The sequence below is a fragment of the Mesorhizobium sp. C432A genome (genome assembly GCF_030323145.1).
Taxonomy (GTDB): domain Bacteria; phylum Pseudomonadota; class Alphaproteobacteria; order Rhizobiales; family Rhizobiaceae; genus Mesorhizobium.
Genome location: NZ_CP100470.1, coordinates 5,284,168 through 5,301,406, shown reverse-complemented (window position 1 = coordinate 5,301,406; position 17,239 = coordinate 5,284,168). Strand labels below are relative to the sequence as shown.

Here is a 17,239-nt window from a genome sequence, read left to right as displayed (position 1 = left end):
TCAGGAGACGAAAATGTTCGAACTGACCGGCCGCAAGGCGCTCGTCACCGGCGCATCGGGCGGCATTGGCGAGGCGATTGCCCGGGTGCTGCATGCGCAAGGCGCCATTGTCGGCTTGCACGGCACCCGCGTCGAGAAACTGGAGACCCTGGCCGGCGAACTCGGCGACCGGGTAAAGCTGTTCCCGGCCAATCTTGCCGACCGTGACGAGGTCAAGGCGCTTGGCCAGAAGGCCGAAGCCGAACTCGAAGGCGTCGACATACTGGTCAACAATGCCGGCATCACCAAGGACGGCCTGTTCGTGCGCATGGCGGACGCGGATTGGGACAGCGTGCTGGAGGTGAACCTCACCGCCGTGTTCCGGCTGACCCGCGAGCTGACCCATCCGATGATGCGCCGCCGCCATGGCCGCATCATCAACATCACCTCGGTGGTCGGCGTCACCGGCAATCCTGGCCAGACCAATTATTGCGCCTCCAAGGCCGGCATGATCGGCTTTTCCAAGTCGCTGGCGCAGGAGATCGCCACCCGCAACATCACCGTCAACTGCGTCGCCCCGGGCTTTATCGAATCGGCCATGACCGACAAGCTCAACGACAAGCAGAAAGACGCGATAATGGCCGCGATCCCGACGCGCCGCATGGGCACGAGTGTTGAAGTGGCGTCGGCCGTCGCCTATCTCGCCTCCAACGAGGCAGCCTACGTCACCGGCCAGACCATCCATGTGAACGGTGGCATGGCCATGATCTGACAGGATATTGCCGGGTGATAAGAAGACATGGCCGGCTTGTGAAAAGAGACCATTTCGCCTTGGACCTCAGCCATTTTTCGTGTAATGCGGCCCGCAACCCGGCGGTTCGGGCAAAAACCGGTCCGGCATCGTTGCGTTTCCGGCAGGACCATCTTTCAGCTTGATTAGCGGCATTCTGCCCGCTAACGAAGACAGACAAACAAAAGACGAGGATGCCCCAAATGAGTGACACCGCAGAGCGCGTCAAGAAGATCGTCATCGAACATCTTGGCGTCGATGCCGACAAGGTGACGGAGCAGGCGAGCTTCATCGATGATCTGGGCGCGGACAGCCTCGACACGGTCGAACTCGTCATGGCCTTCGAAGAAGAGTTCGGCGTCGAGATTCCGGACGATGCGGCCGAGACCATCCTGACCGTCGGCGATGCCGTGAAGTACATCGACAAGGCTTCGGCCTGACACTATCCGCAGTCATCACCGGGGAGGACCTGCGATGAGGCGTGTCGTCGTCACGGGCCTTGGCCTGGTTTCGCCGTTCGGCATGGGCTTCGAGCACAGCTGGAAGGAACTTCTGACCGGCCGCAGCGCCGCCAAGCGCGTCACCGAGTTCGAAGTGGAAGATCTTGCCTGCAAGATCGCCCACGTCATTCCTCGCGGTGACGGCACCAACGGCACGCTCAATCCCGAAGCCGTGCTCGAGCCCAAGGAACTTCGCAAGATCGGCGACTTCATCCTTTACGGGATTGCGGCCGCCGACGAAGCGCTGAAGGATTCCGGCTGGGAGCCCAGCACCGAAGCCGAGCGCTGCGCCACCGGCGTCATGATCGGCTCCGGCATTGGCGGCCTCGAGGGCATCGCCGAGAACGCTATCATCCTGAAAGAGCGCGGACCGCGCCGTATCAGTCCATTCTTCATTCCCGGCAACATTATCAACCTGGTATCTGGCCAGGTATCGATCCGGCATGGGCTGAAAGGCCCCAACCACGCCGTCGTCACCGCCTGCTCGACCGGCGCGCACGCCATTGGCGATGCCGCCCGGCTGATCATCTTCGGCGATGCCGACGTGATGCTGGCCGGCGGCGCGGAATCGCCGGTGACCAGACTATCGCTTGCCGGCTTCGCTGCTTGCCGGGCACTGTCCACCGACCGCAACGACACGCCTGAGAAGGCCTCGCGTCCCTATGACCGCGACCGTGACGGCTTCGTCATGGGCGAGGGCGCCGGCGTCGTGGTGCTGGAAGAACTCGAACACGCCAAGGCGCGCGGCGCCAAGATCTATGCCGAGGTCACCGGCTACGGCCTGACCGGCGATGCCTATCACATCACCGCACCGGCCGAAGACGGCGACGGCGCCTTCCGCTGCATGACGGCGGCGCTGAACCGGGCCAAGCTGACGCCCGCCGACGTCGACTACATCAACGCGCACGGCACCTCGACCATGGCCGACACGATCGAACTCGGCGCCGTCGAGCGGCTGGTCGGCAACGCCGCCTCGAAAATCTCGATGTCGTCGACCAAGTCGTCGATCGGCCATCTCCTGGGTGCCGCGGGCGCCGCCGAGGCGATCTTTTCGATCCTCGCTATCAGAGACAACATCGCGCCAGCCACCATCAATCTTGACAACCCGGAACGCGAAACCGCGATCGATCTTGTTCCGAACACGCCACGGCATCGCCAGGTCGACGTGGCGCTGTCCAACTCCTTCGGCTTCGGCGGCACCAACGCTTCGCTGGTATTCCAGCGTTATACAGGCTGATTGCGGTATCGACCGGCGCGCCAGCGGTCTGTCGTCAATTTTGCCATATTCAAGCCTACTCTGCCGCTGGGGATTCGTCGCATCGGCCTGAAACCGAAGGCGCTTTTTTAAAAGCACGATGCGTAGGCTTGAAATGTTAGGGCACGCTGTGCGTCCAATCGGGCGCATGGTCGCTCTAAGAGATCAGATGGTAGGGCGCTAATGAACACCAATCCGGGCGGCAGCGGACAATTCGGACAAAACCAGCAGACCGGCCCGATCGTGCCGAAGACCGCGGCCGAAGCTTTGCGCCCGGAAGCCGGCACACCACCACCAAAGCGCTCGCGCGCCTCGCGCAGCCAAGTCGTCGTGTTCATGAACTTCGTCATCTCCGCGGTGATGTTGATGATCCTCGCCGCCGGCGTTTCGCTCTATTTCGGCAAGCAGGCATTCAACGAACCGGGCCCGTCGGTGGCCGGCGACACCTTCCTGGTCAAGCCGAGCACCGGCGTCCAGGATATTGCCGACCAGCTCGAACGGCGTGGGCTGATCAGCGATGCCCGCATCTTCCGCATCGCCGTGCGGGTCTATGGCAATGATTCAGCGCTGAAGGCAGGCGAATACGAGATAAAGCCGCGCGCCTCCATGCGCGACATCATGGAGCTTCTGAAGAGCGGCAAGTCGGTGATGTATTCGCTGACCATTCCCGAGGGCCTGACGGTCGAGCAGGCGCTGCAGCGCATCGCCGAGCAGGATGCGCTGACCGGCGACATGCCGGCCGCCAAGCCGGCTGAGGGCAGCCTCGCCACCGACACGCTGCGCTTTACCCGCGGCGCCACGCGCCAACAGATGGTCGACAAGCTGCTCGCCGACCAGAAGAAGCTGGTCGACGAGGTCTGGCAGCGGCGCGCGCCCGACCTGCCTCTGGCCAATGTCGACGACTTCGTCACCTTGGCCTCCATTGTCGAAAAGGAAACCGGCCGGGGCGACGAGCGCTCGCGCGTTGCCGCCGTCTTCCTCAACCGTCTGGCCAAGGGCATGCGGCTGCAATCCGATCCGACCATCATCTACGGCCTGTTCGGCGGCAAGGGCAAACCCGCCGACCGGCCGATTTATCAGTCTGACATCCAGAAACAGACGCCTTACAACACCTATCTGATCAACGGCCTGCCGCCGACGCCGATCGCCAATCCCGGCCGCGCCGCGCTCGAAGCCGTCGCCAACCCGTCGAAGACCGATGATCTCTATTTCGTCGCCGACGGCACCGGCGGCCACGTCTTTGCCACCACGCTTGCCGAGCACAATGAGAACGTTGCCCGCTACCGGGCACTGCAGAAGAAGGAGGCTGAAGACGCCGCCAAGGGCGCCAAGACTCCGGGCCAGACCGATGCACCGGCGGATGGCAACGACAACGGTGACGCAAGTGGCGATGCCGCCGGTGACAGCGGTGATGCCGGCGATAGGGGTGCCGCCCAATAGCAGGCCGGCGCTTTCAGACGGATCGACCTTAAGCGATGCGGACAGAGGCGGACGCGCTGCTGCTTTGAACGAGTAGCGGGGTTCGAAGCGTTTTCGGTCTTGCTCGGGTGCCTCTGCTTCTCGATTTCAGCCCTGCGAGATCGAAACGACAGCGGAAATCAACATCTTGCTGGTGTTGCGATTCTGACATTCGCGCCGCCCGTGATATCGAACGCATGCGCGATTTGTAGAATCGGACCATCAGGGAGACACGAGCCGCATCATGAATTTGCAGAGCATGACCGGATTTGCACGCACTGTTGCCGAACATGACGGCGCCTCGATCGCCTGGGAGGTCAAGTCGGTCAACGGCAAGAGCGTCGAGGTCAGGTTGCGGTTGCCGCAAGGTTTCGAGCGGCTCGAACCGACTGTGCGGCAGACGCTGCAGAAGCGCTTTTCGCGTGGCAATTTCCAGGCGACGCTGACCGTCGGCCGCGCCGCCGGCCAGCAGGCGCAGCCGGTGGTCAACGAAGCCTTCCTCAGGGATCTGGCGGGCTTGGCCAAGCGGCTGCAGGACCAGTTCGGTGTTGGTCCGGCAACTGCCGACGGTCTGCTTTCTCTGCGCGGCGTGCTCGATATCCCTGAAACCAGCGAAACCGAGGAGGTGCGGGCAGCACTCGACGCGTCAATCCTGTCGGCGCTGGAAACGGCGCTTACAGGTCTCGAGCAGGCACGCCAGAGCGAGGGCGAAGCGCTGCGTTCGCTGCTTTCCGGCCATATCGACGCCATTGAGGCGCTGACGCTTCAAGCCGAGGCCGACCCGTCGCGCGAACCGGCGGCGATCCGCGAGCGGATCGCCGAACAGGTGCGGCTGCTGATGGATGCGTCGGCCAATCTCGATGCCGGCCGGCTGCACATGGAAGCGGCGTTCCTGGCCACCAAGGCCGATATCCGTGAAGAGATCGATCGGCTGAAGACGCATGTGGCGTCGGGCAGAGCGCTGCTGGCAAATGGCGGCGCCATCGGCCGCAAGCTCGATTTTCTGGCGCAGGAATTCAACCGCGAATCGAATACGCTGTGTTCCAAGTCAAACGCCGCCACTGTCACCGCCATCGGGCTGGAACTCAAGGCGGTGGTCGACCAGTTTCGCGAACAGGTCCAGAATCTGGAGTAAACCCGAATGGGTGCCAAGGAGCCGATGGTTGCCAGGGATCTCGGATCCCGCATTCGCCGCCGCGGGCTGATGCTGGTCCTGTCGTCGCCGTCGGGCGCCGGCAAGTCGACGATCGCGCGCAACCTGCTGGAAAGCGACGGCAGCCTGGAATTATCGGTCTCGGTCACCACCAGGCCACGCCGCGGCTCGGAGATCGAGGGCGTCCACTATCACTTCCGCACCACGCGCGAGTTCGAGCGGCTGCGCGATTCCGACGCGTTGCTCGAATGGGCCGAGGTGCACGGCAATTGCTACGCGACGCCGCGCGAGCCGGCCGAACTGGCGCTGGCGCAGGGCCGTGACATGCTCTTCGACATCGACTGGCAAGGCGCCCAGCAGCTCAAGGAGAAGATGCGCGCCGACATCGTCTCGATCTTCATCCTGCCGCCGTCGATGAAGGAATTGAAGTCGCGCCTCAAGCGCCGCGCCGAGGACCAGGAGCACGTGATCGAGACCAGGCTGAAGAACGCCCGCAACGAGATCGAGCACTGGAAGGAATATGACTTTGTCATCGTCAACGACGATCTCGACCGCGCCTTCGCCGAAGTGCGTGGCATCGTGACGGCGGAAAGGCTGCGGCGCGACCGCCGGCCCGGGCTGTTCGATTTCGTCTCGGGGTTGCTGGACGAGAAGACGGAATAGCTCGTCCACCGCTGGCAATCTAAATTAGCCGCATCAGCTGCCTGGCAGATCGTCCGGCCAACGCTGCGCTCCGTGAAGCACGCGCAGGATTCGAATCGTGCTGTTGGTCAGCTGATAGGCCGCGACATATGGCGTGCCGACGATGACGCTCTCTCGTGTCCCTGCAAGCCCGCCGATCCGGCCGCTTTGGGGAAGGTCCCGAAGACGGTTGATTGCGGCGACGATCCGCTCATCGGTGGCGATCGCGGCCGCAGGATTGTCGGCCTCGATATGCGCGAAGATGCCGTCGCGATCTGAAAGCGCGAATGGCGACCAGACGATCTTCAAGATTTAGGTTCACCCGAACGCCGCGCCGCAGCGCGTCTCTCGGCAAAATGCGCCTCGACTTGATCATCAGGAATGTCTTGTCGGGTGTCGTCGAGCGCTTCGCGAACCTTGGCGCGAAACCATAAATCATACGCCTCGTTGTTTGTGACGAGATCGATGGGCAGCGCACCCTCGTTGGCGGTTCGGGTGAGCAATATCCGCACCGCATCCGAGACCGTCAGCCCCATGCTTTCGAGCACCGCCGAAGCTCGATCCCGGATGTCGGCGTCGATACGCGTCTGGACCAGTGCATTTGCTGGCATGGCAATCTCCTTCGACGTCAATGTAATGCGTTTGAATGACGATTGCTAGGCGGCGCTAGCGCCGCCGGTCAAACCGCGTTTGTCAGCCGCACGAATTCCTCGACGCTGAGCGTCTCCGCACGCCGGGTCGGATCGATGCCGGCGCGCGTCAGCAGTGCCTCGCCACCCAGGCTCTTCACGCTCTGCCGCAGCATTTTCCGGCGCTGGCCGAAAGCGGCTTCGGTGACGCGACCGAGTTTTTTCACGTCGGTTGACAAAGGGCTGGCGCGCGGCACCAGATGCACCACCGAGGACGTTACCTTGGGTGGCGGCGTGAACGCTTGCGGCGGCACCTCGAAGGCGATCCTCGCCTCGGTCCGCCAGCCCGCCAGCACGCCGAGCCGGCCATAAGCATCGCTGCCGGCACCGGCGACAATGCGCTCGGCCACCTCGCGCTGGAACATCAGCGTCATCGATTGATAGAAGGGTGGCCAGTCCGCCACGGTCAGCCAACGGATCAACAGCTCGGTGCCGATATTGTAGGGCAGGTTGGCGGCAATCCTCACCGGGCCGTCTTGTGACGCGGTCTTGGCAAGAGCGGCAAAATCCGTCTTCAGCGCATCGCCGCTGATCACCTCGAGCCGGCCCGGATAGTGGTTGGAGACCTCGGCCAAGGCCGCAAGGCAGCGTTCGTCGCGCTCGATGGCGACGACGCGGCCGGCACCGGCAGCGAGCAGCGCCCTGGTCAGCCCGCCGGGGCCGGGGCCGACCTCGATCACCGTGCTGTCGCTGAGGTCGCCGGCGACCCGCGCGATCTTGCCGGTCAAATTGAGGTCGAGCAGGAAATTCTGGCCAAGCGCCTTCTTTGCCTGCAGTCCATGGCGCTCGATCACCTCGCGCAGCGGCGGCAGCCCGTCAATGCTCATGAATTTTGGGCTCATGATTTGGGCTCATGATTTTTGGCTCATGCAGCTGCGGGCTTTGCGCCGGTATCGGCCAGCCGGCGGGCCAGCTTCAGCGCCGCGATCAGGCTGTCGGGACGTGCGATGCCCTTGCCGGCGATGTCGAAGGCTGTGCCGTGATCGGGCGAGGTGCGGATGAACGGCAGGCCAAGCGTGACGTTGACGGCCTCGTCGAAGGCCAGCGCCTTGGCCGGGATCAACGCCTGGTCATGGTACATGCAGACCGCCACGTCGTAGCCGGCGCGGGCGCGCGCATGAAACATCGTATCGGCCGGCAGCGGCCCGAAGGCATCGATGCCTTGCGCCCGCAACATGTCGACCGCAGGACGAATGATGCGCTCGTCCTCTGTCCCCATGGCGCCGCTTTCGCCGGCATGCGGATTGAGGCCGGCAAGCGCGAGCCTCGGCCTGGCGATGCCGAAACGGCGTGCAAGATCGCCGGCGGTGATGCGCGCGATGGCAACGATCAGCTCCGTCGTCAGCGTCTTCGGCACCTCGGCCAGCGCGATGTGGATGGTGACAGGAACGGTGCGCAATTCGGGGCCGGCGATCAGCATCACCGGCGTCACCGTGCCGCCGGTGTGGAGCGAGGCCAGATGCGCCAGATATTCGGTGTGACCGGGAAAGCCGAAGCCGGCATCGTAAAGCGGCTTCTTCGCGATCGGACAGGTGACGACCGCGGCCGCGTGACCGGCAAGGCAGTCGGCGACGGCGCGATCGATGGCCTCGATGATGCCGGCGGCATTGGCCGGGTCGGGCCGGCCGGGATCGTCGGTGAAGTGGGCCGCCAGCGGCACCACGGGCAAGGCGTGTTGAAAGACACCAGCTGCTTGGGCCGGCACCGTCTCGGCGATTGCCACCGCCGCGCCGAGCCGGCGCGCCCGCGCGGCAATCAGCGCCGGATCGGCGAGAAGATAGAAGGGCGCGGCACCGGAACCGCGGGCGCTCTGCCACGCGGCAATGGCGATTTCCGGACCGACGCCGGATGGATCGCCGACGCTCAGCGCCAGCGGAAGCTCTGTCTCACGCACGGCTGGGCCGGTTCAGCGCGTAACGATCTTGGCTTTCGCCTTCAGCTCTTCGACATATTTGGCCGAGAGCTCGTCGGCGTTCTTGTCGCTGCCTTCGCTCTGGAACACCATCTGGGCCGCCTTGTCGTCGGAAACCTCGCGCGACGAGCAGATGCCGATGAATTCAATGCCACGATCGGTCTCGCGCACGGCCGTGGCGCCGCCCAGCTTGGTGGCCTTGATCTGCTCGGCCCAGTCCGGCGGCAGTTGTGGCGCCAGCAATCGGGGGAGGTCGCGAACGGTGACGTCGATCAGGCCCTTGGCGAATTCACGCGTGGTGTTGCAGCCATTGAAGCGGGCTCGCATGGCTTCGGCCTCGCGCTTGCGTTTGGCGAGTGTGGCACTGCGCTCGGCCTTCGGCACCACGAAGATCACCTGCTGCAGCATGTACTCGGTGGCGCTTGGCTTGGCGCCGCCTTTTTCGAGCATGCGCTTGACCAGATCCTGTTCGCTCACCTCCCCGCCGCCGCCGCCGTAGCGTGCGCTCAGCGCCTGGTTCCACGCCATCTGGGAGCGGATGAATTCCTTGAAATGCTCCTTGGTCACGCCGGACTGCGCCATGACACCGTCGAGCTGCTTGAGCTGCATCTTGTTGCTCGAGGCAAAGCGCTGATAGGCAGCCTCTACCTGGGCGTCGGAGATGCGGATGCCGAGACGCCTGGCCTCCGCCATACGCAGCGTCTGGTCGATCATTTCCTGACCCGCGTCACCCTTCTTGCGCTGCAGTTTCAGGAAGGCAGCCCGGTGCGCGATGTCGCCGGTGGTGATCGGCATGTTGTTGACGACATACTTGATTTCACTGGCGAAGGCCGGCGGTACCATCGTGGTGACAGAGACCGAGGTCGCCGCGAACAGGAGCGCGAATCCTGCCGAAAACAGGTATTTCCTCATCGAAAGCATCCCATTCTAGCCCGGTTTTGGCCGATTCCAGCCCGATATTGGCGAAATCCGTGCCCGCTTTATGCGGCAAAACGATGTCGTCAGCCGGCTCTACTGGATGGAGTCGATCGAGCTTTGGGACGAGCCGAAATCGCCGAGCGTGCGGAACGACAGGTTGAAGCCGACATTCTGCGACACTTCCTTGGTGTTGATGTCGCGTGATTCCGAGTACGTCATCAGGTAGGTGAAGCAGGAATCATTGTAGGCAAAGCCGACGCCGTCCTTGACCAGCACGCTTTGTTGCAGGTCGTAGGTGCCGGTGCCGAAGACGCGCCAGTTTTCGGCCAGGTGTGTCGAGGCGCCGAGCGTGACTTCGTGGCGGTCGGTGGTGAAACCATAGAGCGGCTGCGCCTGGATGAAGGCGTATTTGGCGCTCAGCGAAACCGGCAGCCCGGAATAGGCGGCCTTCACCTCGGCACGGCGAACTTCGAAGGTCTGCTCGTCGAAGCGGCCGCTGAGCGAACCGGAGAAGCCGCTCGGGCTGCTGAAGCCGACAAGGCCGACATAGTCGGAGGTCGAAGTCTCCAAGCCGGAATCGGCGCCCGCATTGACCAGATCCGGTGAATCGAACGAGTTGCGCCCGCCCAACTGGTAGGATTGGCCGAAGATCGCGTTGGTGCCCCAGCCACTGTCGTAGGCGCCGGAATAGCGGAACCCGACATTGGCGCGGCTGCCGCCTTCGACGCGGTCGTAGCCGGAGAACTTGTCGCGCTCGAACAGGGTCGTGGCGTCGAAGACGAAGCTCTGTGCATCCTCGTTGGGAACGGCGAGCCCGCCGACATACTGCTCATTCGGGCGCATGAAGACCTGCGCCATCGGCTCGACGATATGGCTGGAGCCGGTCATCGAGAACAGCACCGGCCAGCGCATTTCAAGTCCGGCGGTCGCCATGTACCGGGCGAAGGAAGACCGCATGTCGTCGGCGGCACCGACATTCGTTGCCATCTGGTTTACCGCAGTCAGCGAAGCCGAAGAAGCGTTGAGATAGTCGACGTCGCCCTGCAGAGCCAGAAGGGGCGTCAACTGCAATCCGCCGTCCGTGGTGAAGGTACGCTTCCATTCGGCCTCGGCGGTGAGGCGACCGGATTCGCCCTCGATGCCGCGCACGCGCTGGACGCCTGAGCCCGGCACATAGGGGGTAAAATAGGCCTGATCGAGATCGTCGCGGCGGATGATGCGCGCATTGACGTTGAACGACAGCTGGCCGCCGGCCACCGACATGTCGGGGATGTAGGCATAGTCGAGCGACGGCAACACCCAGGGCTGCTTGTCGCTGCGCGATGCGACGTTGCCGTCCGGTGTGTTCTCCTGAACCTGGAAGCGCATGGCGCGCACATCGAAATAATTGCGGTCGTTTAGGCCGGTCAGGTAGACCGACGATTGATGCACGGCGTCGTTGTAGCCTTCGATCGTATAGGTACGCGAAAAATTCTTGTCGGTCTGAAGCAGGATATCCCAGCCGAAGTCCCAGCGCGGATTGATGGCGAACTGGCCCTTGGTGCCCATCATGCCGCGGAACTTGTTCGGATCGCCTGCTGGCCCCGAATTGACATTGTAGCCGCCGGGGAAAGCCGCGAAATCACGGAAAGCGCCAGGGTCCTGCTGGTTGATTCCGGCAAGCTTCAGCGTGTATTGGCCATTGTTGAAGCGCTGGCGCCACTCGGCCTCGCCGAGGAAACCCTGCTTGGTGTAGCCGCTGCCGGTAACGGTGAGGTCGTAGGTCGGCGACAAAGCGAAGTAGTAGGGGACTTTGACGCCGACGCCGAGACGATTGTTGTAGCCGATGCTGGGGATCAGGAAGCCGCTTTTGCGCTTGACCGTCGGGTCGGCGATCTCGAACGCCGGCAGATAAGCCAGCGGGAAACCGAAGAATTCGAAATTCGCGTTCTCGAAGCGAACCGTTTTCTTTTCGCCGTTCCAGATGATCTTCCTGGCTTTGATCCGCCAGGTCGGCGCCTTGTCCGGCTTGTCTTCGCAAGGCTCGCAGGCCGTATAGACGCCGTTGTGGAACGTTGTCAGCACGCCGCCCATGCGCTCGGCGCTTTCGGCGGCGAAATAGGCTTTTTCGGGCGTTTCGACGCGCAGCGCATTGACGAAACCGTCAGCGAAATCGTCGGTAATATCGATATGCTGCGAGTTGATCTTGGTGCCGTCGCTGTTGACGATCTCGACATTGCCGCTGGCAACCAGCCGCTTGGTGTTTCGATCATAGACGACGCGCTGGGCGACGAGCTTGTTGCCGCCATAGTCGATCTGGACGCCGCCGATGGCGGTGACCGTCTGGTTGTCGTTGTTATAGACGAGCGTGTCGGCCGCCAGCAGCATCTGGGAGCCGGAGGGAACCTTCGTTGCCACGTCGGTAACGTCCTGCGCCAGCGCAGGGCCCGTCAGCACGCCGCAGGCGAGCAGGCATGCCAAGGCGCTCGCCGAATAGAGGCGCGCCAAACCGGCCTGCCTATGGCTGCGCAAAGCCGCCTCCCTCACTAGCCGTCTTCCTTGTATAGCAGGAATGTCACCCCAAAGAACATAGCCACGACAACCGGAACCCATGCAGCCACGGCTGTGGGCACGAATCCCGCAACGCCGAATGCCTTGACCAATACCGAAACGACATAAAGCAGAAAGCCGGCGAGGACGCCACCCAGAATCATCGTTGCCGACTGCCCCATCCTCGCAAATCGCATTGAAACTGTTGCCGCAATCAGCGTCATGGCCACAAGCAGGAACGGTAACGCCACCAGCGAATCGAACTGCATGGCGAAGGCATTTGCCTTGAGGCCGAAGGAGCGGGCAACCTCAATCTTGCCGGGAAGGTCGTAAAACGGGATGGTTTCGGGGCGCGCCAGCCGTTCCTGCACGAATTCCGGCTTGAGGTTGGTCGGCAACTGGTCGGTCGTTTCGGAACGGATGTTGCCGTCCTTGAACACCTTGACGTCCTGCAATTCCCAGTAGCCGTCGCGCAGAAAGGCCCGGGCGGCGTCCTTGCGCTCGACGATATTGCCCTGCGGATCGAGGACGAAGAACACGGTGTCGGCCATTTCCAGGCCCTGGTTCAGGATGGCGCGGGCGCCGATGATGGTATCGCCGGAGTTGGTTTTCTGGCGGATCCACGGCGTGGCATCGGCCGCCACCGCGTTCGAATTGCCGGATCGCAGCTGGTTTTCCATCTGCTCCGACCATGAGAAGCCATGCGCGGCGATCGGATTGAGCACGCCGACCGACAATATGCCGAATAACAGCGCACCGATGCAGCAGGGCAACAGAAACTGCCAGGCCGACACTCCGGCCGAGCGCGCAATCACCAGCTCGTATTTTCGGTTGAGCGAGACCAGCGTCGCCATCGCCGAGAACAGGCCGACGAACGGCACCGTCTGCAGCATGATCATCGGCATCCTCAGCGCCGAGATGGCGACCGCCGTGCCGTAGGTGAAGCCCGGCAGGCCGGTGATGCGGCCGGACAGCTCGGTGAAGTCGATCAGGAACACCAGCGCCAGAAGGCCGATGAAGAACCAGATCGTGATCGACACGTAGCGAAAGAAGAAGTAGCGGCCCAGGGTCCAGCCCATCGTCAGGCTCCCTGGCCGGATGTGTAGCGCCGATTGAGGCGCAGCTTGAGCGCCGTCCAGCCATCGCTGACGCGGCCGGCGAAATTCGTCATCCAGTCGGCCCAGCTGCCGGGCAGTTCCATGCTTCGCGAGGTGACGATGAACCAGATGGCGACCGCCGAGGCGATGACCGGCACGCCATAGACCATATAGGCGTATTGCGGGATCTTGTCGGCCTTGCCGGCGGCAAAGAAGCCCAGCCAGCGCACGAACAGCGCAATGGCGATGGCTGTGATCAGCGGGTGGATGCGCGCCTCGCGGTGTGAGCGCGCATCGCCTGCCACGGCCAGCGCGATCAGCGCGAACACCAGCGAATAGGACCATTCGGAAAAGCGCTGGTCGAGCTCGGCCTTGTAGGCGCCGGGCCTGCGCTGGAAGATCTTGTCGTTCGGATCCGGGTTGAGCAGGTATTGCGTCGTTCGGTCCTTGGGCAGGAGCATGATATCGTTCGCCGCCGACATGAAGGCGGAAAGGTCGAAGGCGTAGGACGTGAAGCGAATGACCGACAGGTCGCCGGTCAGCGTCTTGCGATGAATGACGCCGTCATTCATCATCAGCACCTTCTCGTCACCCTTTTCGACGACGCTGCCGCTCTTGGCATAATAGATCAGATTGGCGCCTTCCTCGCGCGAATCGGCCACGAAGATGCCGCCGAGCCGGTTGTCCGGCAGCCGCTCGCCGATCTGCAGGAACAGCCCGTCGTCGATCTTGCGGAACGTGCCTTCCTGGATGATCAGCGACAAGAGATCGGCGCGCGAGGATGCTATCAGCTGGCGGTTCTTCTGCCTGGCATAGGGTTCGACGCCATTGTCGACCGCGAAGGAAAAGACGCTGGCCGCCAGCGCGATCAGCAGGACCGGCCGCACAATCGTCCAGCGCGAGGCGCCGGCGGCGTTGATGACGGCCAATTCCGAATCGGAGTTCATGACGCTGAGCGTCTGGGCCACCGCCACCACCAGGGCGAATGGCACCACGATCGGGATGATGGTGGGGATGATGAGGCCCGCGACCTCGAAAAAAGTGAGCGCCGATTGGCCACTGTCGGTGACCAGGTCGATGCGGGCAAGCACCTGCGTCGTCCAGACAATGGCCAGCGTCCAGATCAGCGCAGCGAGAAACACCGCCAGTGCGCGACGCATGATGTAGCGTTCAACGACCTTCATGTAAGGCTTTTCTCGATTTGCCGAACGGCATCATGCCCGCCGACAAGGTAGTCGTCCGGCTGCGGCTGTACAACTGGGTGCGTTTGGCCATTTCTTTCAGGCGGTTCGATCCGATTCTCCGTCCCACATCGCCCGTTCCGCAGGCCGGAGTGTCGGCGGCAATGAATAAGAAAGGGAGAACATCAATGGTTAACAAAAGGTTGCGGCAGGAAAGCGGAGCCGTGCCGCGACGAATCGTTATCGATTCCGCTGCGCATATGAGCCCTGATTCCGGCAAAGTCTTGCCAAATCAAGGAAAACGACCAAATGTCGCGCATCTTCCCTGAGAATGCATTTTTCCTGAAAATCTGAGCCGTTTCCCGAAAGCAGGACCTGATGACTTTGAGACCATTGATCGCCTTCGCCAAATTTGCCGCACCCAAAAAGGGCAGCATCATCGTGCTGGCGGCCGACGATGGTGGTCTTGGCGAACCGGCAAAGGCCTGCGACCCCTCAGGAACGCTGGCGCGGGCGTTTCCGGTGGCGGAGTTTTCCGGAAAATTCGCCGGTGTCGTCGAAGTGCTGGCGCCGCAGGGAACATCGCTCGACCGACTGGTGGCGGTCGGCGCCGGCAAGGTCGCCGGCCTCGATGACTTTGCCTGGCTGAAGCTTGGCGGCACCATCGCCGCGTCCCTGCGCAAGGCAGCGGAGGTGGCCGTCATCCTCGATGTGCCGGGCGCAAAGATTGGCGGCAGGCAAGCGGCGAACCTTGCCGCCGGCATCATTCTTCGCAGCTACTCCTTCGACAAATACAAGACCAGGAAAGACAAGGACGATGCCGAGCCGAAGAAACCGGTCAAGGTGACCATCCACACCGCCGATCCTGCCGCGGCGAAAAAGGCCTTCGCCGACGAGGTTGCGGTCATCGACGGCGTGCTTCTGGCGCGCGACCTTGTCAACGAACCGGCCAATACGCTCGGCCCGATCGAATTCGCCGCCCGCGCCAAGGAACTGGAAGCGCTCGGCGTCGAGGTCGAGATCCTCACCGAGAAGGAAATGAAGAAGCTCGGCATGGGCTCGCTCCTCGGTGTCGCGCAGGGTTCGCCGCGCGGCGCCCGGATGGCTGTCATGCAATGGAAGGGCGGCAAGGCCAAGGACGCACCGGTCGCCTTCGTCGGCAAGGGCGTCACCTTCGACACCGGCGGCAATTCTATGAAGCCGGCCTCCGGCATGGAAGACATGAAGGGCGACATGGGCGGTGCCGCGGCCGTCATCGGGCTCATCCAGGCGCTGGCCGCGCGAAAGGCCAAGGCCAATGTCGTCGGCATCGTCGGGCTGGTGGAAAATGCCGTCGACGGCCATGCCCAGCGCCCCGGCGACATCGTCACCTCGATGTCGGGTCAGACCATCGAGGTGCTCAACACCGATGCCGAAGGACGCCTCGTTCTGGCCGACGCGCTGTGGTATTGCAACGACCGCTTCCAGCCGAAATTCATGGTCAATCTGGCGACGCTGACCGGCGCCATCATGGTCGCGCTCGGCCAGCATTATGCCGGCCTGTTCTCCAACAATGACGAACTTTCGGACAGGTTGACGGCGGCCGGCCAGGCGAGTCAGGAGCGGCTGTGGCGCATGCCGCTTGGGCCCGAATACGACAAGCTGATCGATTCCAAGAACGCCGACATGAAGAACATCGGCGGCCGCTATGGCGGCGCCATCATCGCCGCGCAGTTCCTGCAGCGCTTCGTCAAGGAAACGCCGTGGGCGCATCTCGACATCGCCGGCACCGCGATGGGCTCTCCGCCGAGCGAGATCAACCAGTCCTGGGGCTCGGGTTTCGGCGTCAGGCTGCTCGACCGGCTGGTGCGCGACAATTACGAGGGATAAGGCAGGGAATGGCCGATGTCCTGTTCTACCACCTGACCGAATCGACGCTGGAGGATGCGCTTCCCGGCCTGCTCGAGCGCAGCGTCGATCGCGGCTGGCGCGCCGTGGTGCAGACAGGGACCGAGGAGCGGCGCGATGCGCTCGACCTGCATCTGTGGACATTCAGGGACGATTCGTTCCTCGCGCACGCGACCGACCGTGAAGCCCATCCGGCCGAACAGCCAATCCTGCTCACCACGAGCGACGCCAACCCCAACCAGGCGCAGATACGCTTCCTCGTCGATGGCGCCGCACCCGCCGATCTCGCCGGCTACGAACGCGCCGTGTTCCTGTTCGACGGCCATGACGCGGCCCAGGTCGAAGGGGCGCGGACGCATTGGAAGGTGTTGAAAGAAGCGGGCCACGCTGTCACCTACTGGCAGCAGACGCCCGACCGTCGCTGGGAGCGCAAGGCGTAAGTCGCGTTATCGGTCGCTGATCGTAACCTTGTTTATCTTCGCGCCCTGCGGGAGATCTTTCACCTGCCGATGGATTTGGCCGGCGATATGCACCTTCACAACGAAAAACGTCGTTTCCATCTCTCGCAGACTCATTTCGCCGCCAAGCACCGGCGGCTTCTTGAAATCATAGCATTGGCCGGCTGCCGGAATCAGTCCGTTCTTTCGGGCGGCAACGACAAGGCCCGCCAGCAGCAACTCGTCGCGGCGCGCTTCATTCTGCAAGTCGGCCTGAAATTCCGCCCAATGACCCGCAATTCTGGTCAATTTCCCGTCGAGCATATCGAGATGACGAACCGACCCGTCGCCGGCACGGAAAAATATGTCGCCGAAAGCTGACACCGCAGCTGGTTCAAGGCCATCCAGTCCGATCCACTTCCAGCCGTCCAACGCTTCCGCGACTTCGTTCGCAGGTGGTTCGATAAAGAGGAACTGATAGTCATGGGGCCATTCGGCTCTGATCAAGCCCCCTGTATTGGCTCTGTTGGCCTCGGCTTTTCCTTCCTGTCTGGCGTCGGACGCGCCAAAAATTGAAGAAATAAAGCGGAAAAAAGATCTGGCCATAATCGCCCCCGTACGGGTCTTTATACTTGCGAGAGATTCTAGCCGCAATCCACTGAAGGCTCCATAGTTCCCACGCATTCGTCTTGATGATGGCCATCACATTGGATCCGTTTTATGGATTGACTGGATGCAGGCTCATTGGGCGGGCTGAGAATGCGGATCAGGAT

18 protein-coding genes are annotated in these 17,239 nt (G+C 62.7%); 9 read left to right on the top strand and 9 right to left on the bottom strand.

Annotation, left to right across the window (positions count from 1 at the left end; all coding sequences use genetic code 11):
* Positions 1–13: 13 nt before the first annotated feature.
* From fabG to gmk, 6 genes are all read left to right on the top strand, one after another.
* Entirely contained in the window at positions 14–751 is a 738-nt protein-coding gene (gene fabG, locus NLY33_RS26100) for a 3-oxoacyl-[acyl-carrier-protein] reductase (protein WP_023705359.1), read from the top strand.
* A 221-nt stretch (positions 752–972) separates the two neighbouring features.
* Positions 973–1,209 (top strand): acyl carrier protein, encoded by a 237-nt coding sequence (locus NLY33_RS26095; RefSeq protein ID WP_006203723.1) that lies wholly within the window; start codon positions 973–975, stop codon positions 1,207–1,209.
* Positions 1,210–1,243: 34 nt separating this feature from the next.
* Entirely contained in the window at positions 1,244–2,506 is a 1,263-nt protein-coding gene (fabF, locus tag NLY33_RS26090; protein WP_023685687.1) for a beta-ketoacyl-ACP synthase II, read from the top strand.
* Positions 2,507–2,707: 201 nt separating this feature from the next.
* Complete coding sequence (gene mltG / locus NLY33_RS26085) at positions 2,708–3,964, top strand: endolytic transglycosylase MltG (protein ID WP_023705358.1); 1,257 nt, start codon at positions 2,708–2,710, stop codon at positions 3,962–3,964.
* Between the two features lie 262 nt (positions 3,965–4,226).
* The gene (locus NLY33_RS26080) at positions 4,227–5,117 is read left to right on the top strand and encodes a YicC/YloC family endoribonuclease (RefSeq protein ID WP_023695597.1); all 891 of its coding nucleotides are present in this window, start codon (positions 4,227–4,229) and stop codon (positions 5,115–5,117) included.
* A gap of 6 nt (positions 5,118–5,123) precedes the next feature.
* Positions 5,124–5,798 carry a guanylate kinase gene (gene gmk / locus NLY33_RS26075; protein WP_031193552.1) on the top strand — a complete coding sequence of 225 codons (675 nt, stop codon included), beginning with the start codon at positions 5,124–5,126 and terminating at the stop codon, positions 5,796–5,798.
* Positions 5,799–5,831: 33 nt separating this feature from the next.
* Here the strand turns inward: gmk and NLY33_RS26070 are convergent, their stop codons facing one another.
* From NLY33_RS26070 to lptF, 8 genes are all read right to left on the bottom strand, one after another.
* Complete coding sequence (locus tag NLY33_RS26070; RefSeq protein ID WP_023705357.1) at positions 5,832–6,125, bottom strand: type II toxin-antitoxin system RelE/ParE family toxin; 294 nt, start codon at positions 6,123–6,125, stop codon at positions 5,832–5,834.
* The gene (locus NLY33_RS26065; RefSeq protein ID WP_023672731.1) at positions 6,122–6,427 is read right to left on the bottom strand and encodes a type II toxin-antitoxin system RelB/DinJ family antitoxin; all 306 of its coding nucleotides are present in this window, start codon (positions 6,425–6,427) and stop codon (positions 6,122–6,124) included. Before NLY33_RS26065 ends, NLY33_RS26070 begins: the two co-directional genes overlap by 4 nt.
* A gap of 68 nt (positions 6,428–6,495) precedes the next feature.
* Positions 6,496–7,332, bottom strand: a complete 837-nt coding sequence (rsmA, locus tag NLY33_RS26060; protein ID WP_023708608.1) for a 16S rRNA (adenine(1518)-N(6)/adenine(1519)-N(6))-dimethyltransferase RsmA — start codon at positions 7,330–7,332, stop codon at positions 6,496–6,498.
* 38 nt (positions 7,333–7,370) lie between these two features.
* On the bottom strand, positions 7,371–8,399 hold the full coding sequence (pdxA, locus tag NLY33_RS26055) for a 4-hydroxythreonine-4-phosphate dehydrogenase PdxA (protein WP_031196567.1): 1,029 nt from the start codon (positions 8,397–8,399) through the stop codon (positions 7,371–7,373).
* Positions 8,400–8,411: 12 nt separating this feature from the next.
* A complete protein-coding gene (locus tag NLY33_RS26050) occupies positions 8,412–9,338 on the bottom strand; it encodes a peptidylprolyl isomerase (protein ID WP_023705354.1) in 927 nt (308 codons plus the stop codon).
* A gap of 90 nt (positions 9,339–9,428) precedes the next feature.
* A complete protein-coding gene (locus NLY33_RS26045) occupies positions 9,429–11,861 on the bottom strand; it encodes an LPS-assembly protein LptD (RefSeq protein WP_023705353.1) in 2,433 nt (810 codons plus the stop codon).
* Positions 11,861–12,943, bottom strand: coding sequence for an LPS export ABC transporter permease LptG (gene lptG / locus NLY33_RS26040; RefSeq protein ID WP_023695591.1), 1,083 nt, complete (start codon positions 12,941–12,943; stop codon positions 11,861–11,863). The genes NLY33_RS26045 and lptG overlap by 1 nt, the downstream gene beginning before the upstream one ends.
* Before the next feature lie 2 nt (positions 12,944–12,945).
* A complete protein-coding gene (lptF, locus tag NLY33_RS26035; protein ID WP_023672737.1) occupies positions 12,946–14,145 on the bottom strand; it encodes an LPS export ABC transporter permease LptF in 1,200 nt (399 codons plus the stop codon).
* 32 nt (positions 14,146–14,177) lie between these two features.
* Here lptF and NLY33_RS26030 point away from each other — a divergent pair, with 32 nt between their 5' ends.
* Genes NLY33_RS26030 through NLY33_RS26020 form a run of 3 tightly spaced genes read left to right on the top strand, consistent with a single transcriptional unit; the run spans position 14,178 to position 16,469 of the window.
* A complete protein-coding gene (locus NLY33_RS26030; protein WP_155921583.1) occupies positions 14,178–14,471 on the top strand; it encodes a hypothetical protein in 294 nt (97 codons plus the stop codon).
* A 49-nt stretch (positions 14,472–14,520) separates the two neighbouring features.
* Complete coding sequence (locus NLY33_RS26025; RefSeq protein WP_023695590.1) at positions 14,521–16,011, top strand: leucyl aminopeptidase; 1,491 nt, start codon at positions 14,521–14,523, stop codon at positions 16,009–16,011.
* An 8-nt stretch (positions 16,012–16,019) separates the two neighbouring features.
* Entirely contained in the window at positions 16,020–16,469 is a 450-nt protein-coding gene (locus NLY33_RS26020; RefSeq protein WP_023672739.1) for a DNA polymerase III subunit chi, read from the top strand.
* 6 nt (positions 16,470–16,475) lie between these two features.
* Here NLY33_RS26020 and NLY33_RS26015 read toward each other — a convergent pair whose 3' ends face one another.
* Entirely contained in the window at positions 16,476–17,072 is a 597-nt protein-coding gene (locus tag NLY33_RS26015; protein ID WP_023685696.1) for a T6SS immunity protein Tdi1 domain-containing protein, read from the bottom strand.
* Positions 17,073–17,239: the final 167 nt, after the last annotated feature.